This window comes from Mesorhizobium sp. M0011 (genome assembly GCF_040324155.1).
GTDB lineage: Bacteria > Pseudomonadota > Alphaproteobacteria > Rhizobiales > Rhizobiaceae > Mesorhizobium.
In genome coordinates this window covers 119255-130016 of the sequence record NZ_JAMYVQ010000014.1, presented here as the reverse complement: position 1 = coordinate 130016, position 10762 = coordinate 119255, and the positions used below count along the sequence as shown (strand labels likewise).

Here is a 10762-nt window from a genome sequence, read left to right as displayed (position 1 = left end):
CTCTAGAATTGGACGGCGCCGCTGAGCGAAAAGCGATCGCTTGTCGGCAGATGGTTGTCACGATGCTGGCGGCCCCATTCCAGCGTCAGGCTGGCGTTGGTCGCGTCGCCCGCCAGCGCGGTGCCGACCTTCAGGCCAAGCCCGTATGACGCGCCGACGATGTTGGCCGTCTCGAGCGCGGTCGGCATTTCGAGATGGACCTGGCCGACAGCGCCGAACACGTAGGGCGACAACAAAACGATGCCGCCAGTGAACGGCACGTACCAGGGTGAGGACAGCTCGCCGCGCAGCACATAGCCGGCATCGCCCTGCAGCGCGCCCGCGTCGAAGCTCGACAGACCGTTCGCGCCGACCAGCCCGATCTGTTCGGACTGCAGCAGCGGCTTGCCAAACGAGGTCTGCGCGCGGGCGTAGAGATCGAGGCCGAGATGGGTGGCCAGCGGCTGGCTGTAGCTGGCCGAGACCTCCAGCTTCTGGAAATCGGCGTCGGCGCCTTGACGCGACAGTGGCAGCAGCGGCGTCGCATCGGCGGCTGAACGCGCGCCGAGCCCATCGATACCGAAGGACGCAACGACGTTGCCGATGAAGACGCCGCCAAGCGGTGTGAACCAGATGCCGTCGAGACCGAGCCGGGCAATGCGCAGCCGGTCCTCGGCGATCGGCAGCGAAATCGGCGTCACCGCGTCGAGCGTGTCGTTCTGCACGTCGAAGGACAGTTCGGTGCTGATCGTAAGCGCACGGCTGCGGATCCAGGGATATCGAAGCCGCGCCGAATAACGCTCGAAGGCGCTGCCGAAGCCGAGCGTGCCGGGCTCGGCTGTCGGATTGGCCTGCGTGCGGCTGGCTTCCAGGTTGAGCGTCAGCCCGTCATAGCCGATCGGCACGACGATGCCCGCGGCATAGTTGCGATTGCGTGGGCCATCCGTGAACAGGCCACTCTCGCCGCCATCGGGGTAGCCGCCTGCCCTGACATAGACGAGTTCGCCGAGGCCGAGCAATGAGTTGAAATCGACGCCGACGCCCGTAGACCAGCGCTGCAACGACGGCGATAGCGAGTTGTCCCCGGTCGCCTGGCCGCCGATCGGGCGATATTTGCCATCGATGACCAGCACGCTGGCGCCTTTGGCTGTTCCGGCCTGCAAGGTTGAGCGCAGCCGGGCCCCGGGCGTATCGCCAGCCAGCAGCAGCTTGCGTTCGATCGCCGACAGCTTGATGCTCTTTTGTCCAACGAGCGGCGCCAGCGTTGCCTCGACCCGCCCGCGTATGCGCTCGGGCAGATTGCTGGTGTCGATCCGTTCGAGAAAGCCGTCGACGACGACCAGCCGGAGCCCTGCGCCGTCGTTGAGCTTCTGCGCCGGCAGCACCACCCGCGCCAGCGCATAGCCGGCCCGTCCATATTCGGTTTCGAGTTTTCGCGCCGCGGCAAAGATTTCCGCCGCCGTCACCGTGCGGTGCGCAAGGCCGGCAACGATCTTGCGTGTTGCGTCAGCCATGTCGGGCAAGCCGCCTTCGACCCTGACATCCCCGAGCTTGACCCTGAGCTTCCCGGCGCCCGCCGGCGCCTCGAGGCCCTCACCTTCGGGAATGGAAACACCTGCCGTGTTGGCTGCCGGCGGCGGCCGAAAGCTGGGCGGCGTGATCTGGCTGGCTGTCTGCGCAAACGCGCCGGCTTGAAGCCACAGGCACGCCGAGACGGCAAACAGGATCAACCATCCCTTACGGGCTGCCAGCTCACCGAAAACTGGGTGACAGTCGTTATCCCTGCCAACCGCGATCTTGCTTGTATACTTCACTCAATCACTCGTCCTTCGAGGTAGAGTTCGGCAAAACTTCGCCACCGCGCGAGATTTCATCGCTCGTTAATTGGCTTCTGCTTTCGAACTCACTTCCGGGAAGGCGTGCCCCCGCCGCTCGGATGTCGCGGAAACTATGCCGGGCCCTGGTGAAGGTCAATTCAACGGGCGGCCCTCCGGCTGACTATTATGGGGAGGGGTTTTCCAAGCCATAGCAATCGGTTAGCGGATCCCATGAACCGATCGTGGCCGGCCCCATGTTCGGGTTGGGCTTGCTCTTCGCATTTGGTGCCTCTGGACACAGCTATCGAAGGCTGGAAAATGTGGACGCGACTCCGCTGTTGGAGTTAACTCGGAACATGAGGAGGATGGCGCTGAATCTGGAAGACATTGCCGGCCATCCGGCCCTGCATCGCTGTGTCCAGGCACAGTCGTTGGCGCTGATCAACATCTATGAAACGAGCCCGCGACTGGCTTCCATTTTCGCCACGCAGCAGCGTTGGCTGATGGGTCATGTCGGCCTTGCCATGCATTTCAGGCGCGATCCGCACGACCGCCGCAAGGAGCTGACGGTATCGCGTTTCATCGAGTTCGTACACCAGCACGCGGTGGCCAGCCGCAACACGGCGGACGCTTTCATCAAGGAGATGCTGCACTATCATGTCGCCGAGTATGTTTCGGGTGGCGACGGGCGCACGCACCCTTTGCAGCCAACGGCGGCAACCGTGCAGACTTTCACCGGCTGGGTCCTTGCCCATCTGCAGACGCTGGATCATCTCGACGGTGGCAACCGGCTGGCCAGGTTCCTGGAGCGGCCCGACATGGTTGTCAGGCTGCAGCCTCTGGTGGCGGACGGCCTGCTTGCCTCCAAGCCGGTGCGCGAGCCCAACCAGACTTTTTCCCTGTTCATCTGGCTCAACAATGGCGGCATCGTCATGGACTGGCTGATGTCGGGCATCGACCCCGATCATGCCGGCCTGGACCGGATTCCGACCAGCGTGGTTTCGATCGGAGATTTCGCCAGATGGCTCAAGCTGTCGCGGACCCACCTCGCCCGCAAGCTGCGCGCTGCCGAGGAACTCGGCAGCATCGGCTGGCTCGGCCAGCGCGGCCATTCGGTGATGTGGGTATCGAACACTTTCTACCAGGAGTACATGACCGTCCAGGCCGCCAAGCTGGCCATTGTCGATGCGGCCTTCGACGCCTGTTTTCCAGCTCCGGAAGACCGCTGAAGGATCGGCGCGATCGATATCTGCCCGGGCCGTGAACATTGTCTACTGGCGATCATAACCTGTTATAGAGCGGGCGCGTCTGGACACGGGCCTTGAAGGCTGAAAATGTGATCTGCGTCTTCGCGTTGGGGGGCTTGACGCACGGGGGGAGAATGGCGCTGACCTTGGACCATATTGCCGGTCACCCGGCATTGCATCGCTGTGTCCGTGCCCAGGCGCAGGCGCTTATCCAGACCTACGAGACGAACCCGAGGCTTGCCTCGATATTTGCCACCCAGCAGCGTTGGCTGATGGCGCATATCGGCCTTGCCCTGCATTTCAGACGGGAGCCCGATGACTACCGCAAGCAGTTGACGGCGGCGCGTTTCATCGACGTCATCCGGGAGAATTCCGTCGCCAGCCGCAACACCGCCGACGCCTTCCTCAAGGAGATGCTGCACTACAATTTCATCGAGCACCTCTCGGCAGCTCAGGATGGCCGCATCCGCCCCATACAGCCTACAGTGAACACGCTGGACACGCTCGCCGGCTGGATGATGGCTCATCTGCACACACTGGACAGTCTCGACGGCGCGAACCGTCTGGCAACGTTTCTGGAGCGGCCCTATGCGCTCGCCAGGGTGCAACCGCTGGTGGCTGACGGGCTGATCTCCTCCAGTCCCGTGCGCGAGCCCAAGCAGACCTTTTCGCTGTTCACCTGGCTTAACAATGGCGGCGTCGTCATGGACTGGCTGATATCGGGCGTCGATCCCGACCATGCCGGCCTCGCTGCAATACCGACTGGCGTCGTCTCGATCGGCGATTTCGCCAAATGGCTCAAGCTGTCGCGAACCCACCTGGCACGCAAACTGCGGGATGCCGAAGACCTCGGCAGCGTTGGCTGGCTTGGCCAGCGCGGCAATTCGGTGATGTGGGTGTCGGGCGATTTCTACCGGGAGTACATGACCGCCCAGGCCGTCAAGCTGGCTATCATCGATGCCGCGTTCGTCAAGGCCTTTGACTCGCCAGCAGGCAGCTGACCGGTGGGCATCCCCCGTGCGGGATGCCCAAGCCGGCGAGCCCTTCAGTCGATGTCGAACGACACGCCCTGGGCGAGCGGCAGCGCCTTGGAATAGTTCACCGTGTTGGTGGCGCGCCGCATATAGGCCTTCCATGCGTCGGAGCCGCTCTCGCGGCCGCCCCCGGTTTCCTTTTCGCCGCCAAAGGCACCGCCGATCTCGGCGCCCGAGGTGCCGATGTTGACATTGGCAATGCCGCAATCCGATCCGTCGACACCCAGGAAACGCTCGGATTCCTGCAGGTCTCGGGTGAAGATGGACGACGACAGGCCGGCGCCCACCGCATTGTGCTCGTGGAGCACGGCGTCGAAATCCGAATATTTCATCACATAGAGGATCGGCGCGAAGGTCTCTTCCGTCACCGGGGATACCTGGCTTGGCATTTCGACCAGCGCCGGGTGCACGTAGTAGGCATCGGGGTGGCCGTTCTCGACCCGCGTGCCGCCGGTCACCTTGCCGTCATGGGCGGCGGCTTCCTTCAGCGCCTTCTGCATGGCATCGAAGGCCGCCTTGTCGATCAGCGGCCCGACCAGCGAGGAGGTCTCCAGCGGATTGCCGACAGACACACTCTCGTAGGCCTTTTTGAGGCGCGGAACCAAGGCGTCGTAGACGCTGTCATGCACGAACAGGCGCCGCAGCGTCGTGCAGCGCTGGCCGGCCGTGCCCATCGCTCCAAACGCAATCGCGCGCAGCGCCATGTCGAGATCGGCGGTCGGGCAGACGATGCCTGCATTGTTCCCGCCGAGTTCCAGCACCGCGCGCGCAAAGCGCTTGGCCAGCCGCGGACCGACGTCGCGGCCCATGCGGGTCGAGCCGGTCGCCGAAACCAGCGGCACTTTAGGGTGATCGACCAGTATCTCGCCGACGGCGCGATCGCCGATCAGCACCGGCGCCAGGCCATCAGGTGCGTCCGCGCCGAAGCGCTTGACCGCACGTTTGAAGATGGCTTCGCAAGCAAGTGCGGTCAGCGGCGTCTTTTCCGACGGCTTCCACACCACTGCGTCGCCGCAGACCAGTGCCAGGGCGGCATTCCACGACCACACAGCCACCGGGAAGTTGAAGGCGGAAATGACGCCGACGACGCCGAGCGGATGCCAGGTTTCCATCATTCGATGGCCTGGGCGCTCGGTGGCGATGGTCAGGCCGTACAATTGCCGGGAGAGGCCTACGGCGAAATCACAGATGTCGATCATCTCCTGCACTTCGCCGAGCCCCTCGGACGGGATCTTGCCGACCTCGATCGAGACCAGCCGGCCAAGCTCGGCCTTGTGCGTACGCAGCTCCTCGCCGAGCAGCCGCACCAGTTCGCCACGCCGCGGGCCTGGCACCATGCGCCAGGCCTGGAAGGCCTTGTGCGCGGCATCGATCACCTTGGCCGCGTCAGCCGGTGAGATCGTCTTCAGCGCCGCGATCTGCTCGCCCGTCACCGGGCTGCGCACGATCAGGTCGCCGCCGACCAGCGTCTCCTTGGCCACACCCAGTTTCGCCAGCAGTTCGGTCGTTTCCTTGCCTATCGTCATTCTTGTCCCTTTCAGATCCAGTCGCTCATAATGCATGTCGCCCAAAAGTGCCCAGCGGTTTTGGGACAACGACATGCACAAAAGGCACGCCGGTCAAAGCCTGGCGCCATGCTGCCCGCGTGCACAAAGGCACCTCAGGCACGATCATCGCGTGGCATTACTCGGTTCAAGGGAAAATCACCACCCCGGCATGGTCTAAGCCCAAACTGCACGATTGAGCCAGATGGCGCTCAGTTTGCCTTCTTGGCCGCTGGGCGTACCGCACCGTCCTTGATCAGCCGGTCGATATGCATGCGGATATGGGCAGCTTCCGCCGCCGTGTTCGCAAGCGCTATGGCGCGGTCGAAGGCGACGCGCGCCTCATCGCCCCGGTCGAGTTGCATCAAAAGGCCGCCCTTGAGACCGAAAAAATGGAAATAGCCGGAAAGCCGTTCTTCCAGCGGCTCGATCATGGCGAGCGCCTCTGCCGGTCCACGCACCTTCGAGACCGCGACGGCCCGGTTGAGCGTGACCACCGGCGACGGCTGCATCTGCTCGAGCAAGCGATAGAGCAGATCGATCTCGTTCCAGTCGGTGTCCTCGGCCTTTTCGGCCCGCGCATGCAGCGCGGCAATCGCCGCTTGCACCTGGTAGGGGCCGGGCTTGCGATGGCGCAGCGCCTTGTCGACCAGCGCCAGCCCCTCATCGATCATCTTGCGGCTCCACAGGCTGCGATCCTGGTCTTCGAGCAGCACGATCTCGCCGCTCTCGTCGAAACGGGCCGGTGCGCGCGCATGCTGCAGAAGCAACAGCGCCGTCAGCCCCATGATCTCCGGCTCGGTCTGAAACAGCCGCAGCAACAGCCGTGCCAGCCGGATTGCCTCCTCGCACAGCGGTGCGCGGGCCGGCGCCTCGCCGCTGTTGGTCGAATAGCCCTCGTTGAAGACCAAGTAGACCATGGCGGCGACGGCGGCGAGCCGTTCCGACCGCTCGACCGCGCCCGGCGTCTCGAACGGCACGCCGGCGTCCGCAATGCGCGCCTTGGCGCGAGTGATGCGCTGCTCCATGGCACTTTCGCCAACCAGGAAGGCGCGCGCGATCTGCTTGACCGTAAGACCGGAGACGATGCGCAGCGCCACCGCGATCTGCTGCGTTGCCGGCAGATCAGGATGGCAGCAGATGAACAGCAGCCGCAATATGTCGTCGCGGTAGTGCGCCCCGTCCAGCCGCTCGGCGATATCGCTCTCGGCGTCTTCCAGATCGGAAACCTGGTCTTCCTCCGGCATCGGCGCCTGCTTGGCGCGCTTGCGCACCGCATCGATGCCGCTGTTGCGACCGACGAAGATCAACCAGGCCGCCGGGTCGCGCGGCGGCCCGTTCTGCGGCCAGTTCTTCAGCGCCCTGAGGCACGCGTCCTGGAAAGCTTCCTCCGCCGTATCGAGATCGCGGAAATAACGCAGCAGCGCACCCATGGCCTGCGGGCGGGCGGCGCTGATCGCGGAGCTTATCCAGGCCATTTCGGTCATGCGGAAACTCTTGTTGGGTTAAAGACCGAAACCGGCCGGATTTCATACGACCCACCGCTCGGGTTGACCTCGGAAAGCTCGCGGGCGAACTCCACCGCCTCGTCGAGATCAGCGCATTCGAGCGTGTAGAAGCCGAGAAACTGTTCCTTGGTCTCGGCGAACGGCCCATCGATGACGACCGATTCACCCTTGACCTTTCTCAGGGTCGTCGCGGCGGTCGTCGGCAGAAGCCTTGCCACCGGGCCAAGCCGCCCGGCCTTGGCGTACTTGTCCTGAACGTCGAGGAGATTGGCCATGACCTCGTCGTCCTGTGCCTTGCTCCAGGAGCAGACGACATCTTCGGAAGCATAGCAGAGGATTGCGTAGAGCATGGCTGGTCCTTTTCTCTGTCAAAGGACGAAACAGTAAGACCGATCCCGACACGACGTCGATAAAAAAATCCAGATGTGGCGGATTTGGCCACAGCCGGCCGCGCTGGTCAGCTTTCTCGCAGTTTCAGCCATCGCAGCACGAGAGCTTCCTCGTCATCGAGACCATCGATGGAGCGTTTGCGTTTGTTGGCTTGCGCCATTTCATTCAGCAACCGCCCCTGCGACCACGCTTCGAAGACCCGCGGATGGATATAGCATTTGCGGCAGACGGCACGCGTATTGCCCAGCCGCTCGGCAACCTTGTCGATAACGCTGTTCATCGCCCTGTTTCGCTGCGCCTGGCTTTGCGGCAGTTCCGTTTGGGCAAACAGCGACGCGGCGTGAATGGTGCCGCCCCAGGTGCGGAAATGCTTCGAACTGAAGGCGTCACCGACCGCCTCACGGATATAGCGGTTGACGTCCTCGGAGCGGACCGGCCGCCTGTTGCCGTCCTCATCGAGATACTGGAACAGCTTCTGGCCTGGCAGGTCCTGCGCGCCGCGCACAATCCTGGCGATGCGGCGGTCGACCAGCTTCAGCTTCCACTCCTTGCCCGACTTGCCCTTGAAGGCAAAGCGCAGGCTTGAACCGACAATATCCACATGCCGGTCGCGCAACGTGGTCAACCCGAAACTCTTGTTGTCACGGGCGTAGGCGGCATTGCCGACGCGGATCATCGTGTTGTCGAGCAGCCAGACGACCGCGGCGACGACACGCTCGAACGGCAGGCCACGACGGCGCAGATCGCTGTCGATCCTGTGCCGCAGGTCCGGCAGGCTCTCGGCGAAAGCAACCAGGCTCGAATATTTGGCACCATCGCGCTCTTCGGCCCATTGCGGATGATAGCGGTATTGCTTGCGTCCGCGCTGGTCCCTGCCGGTTGCCTGGATATGGCCGTCCGCGTCCGGCGAAATCCACACATCCGTCCAGGCCGGCGGAATGACGATCGCCTCGATGCGGGCCCTGGTAGTGTCCGAAACTGTCCCTCCGTCCGGTCCCTGGTAGGAAAACCCCTTGCCTGTTTTCAGCCGCCGGATACCGGGCTCAGCATCACTGACATAGCTAAGCGACGCATGGTCGGCCGAGCTTTGTGCCCCGTTTTTGGGCGCGCCATCTGGCGACACAGCATCCTGGCCAGCCGGTCGGCTGGGAGACAATCCGTATTTTTGCAACATGTCGGCTCCACGCGAATTCCGTAGATAAGCCACTGGCCGACCGCTGGTTCCACGCGCCGTCCGAAAAGCGTCTCGCGCCGATATCGTGTTGGCTGGCGCCTACAGAGCGCCTTCCAGCTTGATCGGCGGCGCGGACAAACGCCGCCGCGCCGCGAGCTTGAACCTGTAGCGCAGGCAGCGCCAAGCTTCTGAGCGCCGCTTTGGCGCGGCCGCGGCTACCGCCAGGAAGCGCGCCGCGGTGCCCAGATCGCCGCGCGCATAGTGGACCCGGGCGATCTTGAGGGCGACAAGGCCTTCCCTGGCCTTGAGGGCCGACAACGGGATGTTGCAGTCGGTGAGTGTGCGCAGTTCCCGGCGCCAGTCCAGGAAGCGCCGCACCGGGTTGATGGCAAAGCGGTCATCGGAACGTACCGGCGAAACCTCGTAGACCATGACAGGTTGCGAAACCATGGCGAGCGATGCCTTGCTCATCAGCCGTGCCCAGAACAGCGTGTCCTCGTCATAGGCCATTCCGATCGGGAACCGCGTCTCGCCGATCAGGGTCCGCGATGCCAGAACGCTGCCCACGGCGACCGAACGTATGTCGCCTTTGACATAGGCCGAAGCATTTGCCAGGCACGCAGCCTGGTAGCCGTTCGGCATCTTGATCTGCCGGTCCTGGCCGTTCACCCGTCGCCGGTAGGCACCGACGATCATGTCGGCCTCCGGCTGCTCCCGGGCCTTGCGGAGCAGTGCGCGCAACCCGCCCCGCAGATGCAGGTCGTCGGCATCGATCAGGTAGACCCAGGAATAGACCGCTTCGGCCAGCGCCAAATTGCGGGCACCGCCTGCATCGCGGCATTTGGCCGACAGCACGCGCAGCGGCAACGACAGTTGTGCCGCGGCCTCCCGCGCGATGGTTGCCGTCCCATCGGTCGACGCGTCGTCGACCAGCAAGATCTCGCCGATGATCTCGGCCTCGCTGCGTAGCGACGCCAGCGTTGCAGCGATGGTCGCCGCCGCGTTACAGGCAGGAATGACGACGCTGATTGCTCTCAATTACAAACCCTCGCGCCATGCGCTTGAGGATACAACTACCGTCACCCCGAAACGAATACAGACTAGCGGCCGCATCGGTATTTGAGAAGCAGTCTTGTCCATCCCGAATTGCGGCGCAAATACCGCTGCGTGTACGACCTGCTTCAGGCTCTTTCGAGCACGACGGGAATGACGTCGACAGCTTGCTCGCCAACCTGTCCCCCCGTGGTCTTGAGCACGCCGACGATCGGCGCCACGTCCGAATAGTCGCGGCCGTGGCCGACGGTGATATGGTCGTTGCTGGCCCGCATGCCGTTGGTCGGGTCGAATTCCTGCCAGCCTGCATCGCGCCCGCACCAGACCTTGACCCAGGCATGCATGGCATCGGCGCCTTCCAGCCGGGGCTTGCCCTTCGGCGGGATGGTGCGCAAGAATCCGCTGACATAGCCGGCCGGAATACCGAGCCCGCGCAGGCCGGCGATCATGATGTGCGAAAAGTCCTGGCAAACGCCGCGCTTCAACTTGAAGGCATCACTGGCCCGGGTCCGCACCGTTGTCGCTTCGCCGTCATAGGTGAAATCGCGATGGATGCGATTGCACAGGCTCATGACCGTGCCGGCGGCAGAGCCGGCGATGCTGTCGCGTGCGTAAGCGGTGATCGCATCGTCGATGCCGGCATGGGTGCTGGCCGTCAGGAAATGGTGCGGTGCATCAGGTGCCAGAGACCGCACCGCGGCGAGCTCCTGCCTCAGCCGGGCGATATCGGGCGACACGTCGAGCCCGGGCTCGGGCCGAGACACCGACACGCGGGCGCTCATCCTGATGTCGAGCGCGTCATGCGCGTCGCGAAAGGCGATCGAGGTGACGTTGTTGCCGAAGAAATCGGAAAAGTCGGAACGCTCGTTGGGTGCCGGCGCAAAGGACAGGGATGCGGCGATGACACGCTGCACGCCTGATATCGTCGACGGCAGTACGCGCACCTGATGACGACCGCCGCCGGCCGCCGCAGCGTAATCGTAATGCAGATGAAGCCTGATGTCGTAGAGCATGCT

General features: G+C 63.8%; 9 protein-coding genes. 2 read left to right on the top strand and 7 right to left on the bottom strand.

The window, feature by feature from the left end:
• Nucleotides 1–2: 2 nt before the first annotated feature.
• Complete coding sequence (locus NKK51_RS17295) at nucleotides 3–1793, bottom strand: ShlB/FhaC/HecB family hemolysin secretion/activation protein (protein ID WP_352554052.1); 1791 nt, start codon at nucleotides 1791–1793, stop codon at nucleotides 3–5.
• A 368-nt stretch (nucleotides 1794–2161) separates the two neighbouring features.
• Here NKK51_RS17295 and NKK51_RS17290 point away from each other — a divergent pair, with 368 nt between their 5' ends.
• Together NKK51_RS17290 and NKK51_RS17285 are read left to right on the top strand one after the other, a co-directional pair.
• A complete protein-coding gene (locus NKK51_RS17290; RefSeq protein WP_164893012.1) occupies nucleotides 2162–3025 on the top strand; it encodes a hypothetical protein in 864 nt (287 codons plus the stop codon).
• A gap of 152 nt (nucleotides 3026–3177) precedes the next feature.
• Nucleotides 3178–4044 carry a hypothetical protein gene (locus tag NKK51_RS17285; RefSeq protein WP_352441921.1) on the top strand — a complete coding sequence of 289 codons (867 nt, stop codon included), beginning with the start codon at nucleotides 3178–3180 and terminating at the stop codon, nucleotides 4042–4044.
• Nucleotides 4045–4088: 44 nt separating this feature from the next.
• Here the strand turns inward: NKK51_RS17285 and amaB are convergent, their stop codons facing one another.
• The 6 genes from amaB to NKK51_RS17255 all read right to left on the bottom strand — a co-directional run bounded on the left by amaB (nucleotide 4089) and on the right by NKK51_RS17255 (nucleotide 10759).
• Entirely contained in the window at nucleotides 4089–5603 is a 1515-nt protein-coding gene (amaB, locus tag NKK51_RS17280; RefSeq protein WP_502895292.1) for an L-piperidine-6-carboxylate dehydrogenase, read from the bottom strand.
• A 230-nt stretch (nucleotides 5604–5833) separates the two neighbouring features.
• Nucleotides 5834–7108 (bottom strand): RNA polymerase sigma factor, encoded by a 1275-nt coding sequence (locus tag NKK51_RS17275; protein ID WP_023809970.1) that lies wholly within the window; start codon nucleotides 7106–7108, stop codon nucleotides 5834–5836.
• Nucleotides 7105–7479 (bottom strand): YciI family protein, encoded by a 375-nt coding sequence (locus NKK51_RS17270; RefSeq protein ID WP_352554051.1) that lies wholly within the window; start codon nucleotides 7477–7479, stop codon nucleotides 7105–7107. The genes NKK51_RS17275 and NKK51_RS17270 overlap by 4 nt, the downstream gene beginning before the upstream one ends.
• 107 nt (nucleotides 7480–7586) lie before the next feature.
• The gene (locus NKK51_RS17265) at nucleotides 7587–8693 is read right to left on the bottom strand and encodes a DNA topoisomerase IB (protein ID WP_352554050.1); all 1107 of its coding nucleotides are present in this window, start codon (nucleotides 8691–8693) and stop codon (nucleotides 7587–7589) included.
• A 99-nt stretch (nucleotides 8694–8792) separates the two neighbouring features.
• A complete protein-coding gene (locus NKK51_RS17260; protein WP_023809973.1) occupies nucleotides 8793–9731 on the bottom strand; it encodes a glycosyltransferase family 2 protein in 939 nt (312 codons plus the stop codon).
• 143 nt (nucleotides 9732–9874) lie between these two features.
• Nucleotides 9875–10759, bottom strand: coding sequence for a transglutaminase family protein (locus NKK51_RS17255; protein WP_127290352.1), 885 nt, complete (start codon nucleotides 10757–10759; stop codon nucleotides 9875–9877).
• Nucleotides 10760–10762 lie beyond the last annotated feature (3 nt).

Excerpts from the sequence above, each read along its gene's own strand:
- NKK51_RS17290 (WP_164893012.1), top strand. The coding sequence starts at position 2,162 with ATGGCGCTGAATCTGGAAGACATTGCCGGCCATCCGGCCCTGCATCGC.
- NKK51_RS17285 (WP_352441921.1), top strand. The coding sequence starts at position 3,178 with ATGGCGCTGACCTTGGACCATATTGCCGGTCACCCGGCATTGCATCGC.
- amaB (WP_502895292.1), bottom strand. The coding sequence starts at position 5,603 with ATGACGATAGGCAAGGAAACGACCGAACTGCTGGCGAAACTGGGTGTG.
- NKK51_RS17275 (WP_023809970.1), bottom strand. The coding sequence starts at position 7,108 with ATGACCGAAATGGCCTGGATAAGCTCCGCGATCAGCGCCGCCCGCCCG.
- NKK51_RS17270 (WP_352554051.1), bottom strand. The coding sequence starts at position 7,479 with ATGCTCTACGCAATCCTCTGCTATGCTTCCGAAGATGTCGTCTGCTCC.
- NKK51_RS17265 (WP_352554050.1), bottom strand. The coding sequence starts at position 8,693 with ATGTTGCAAAAATACGGATTGTCTCCCAGCCGACCGGCTGGCCAGGAT.
- NKK51_RS17255 (WP_127290352.1), bottom strand. The coding sequence starts at position 10,759 with ATGCTCTACGACATCAGGCTTCATCTGCATTACGATTACGCTGCGGCG.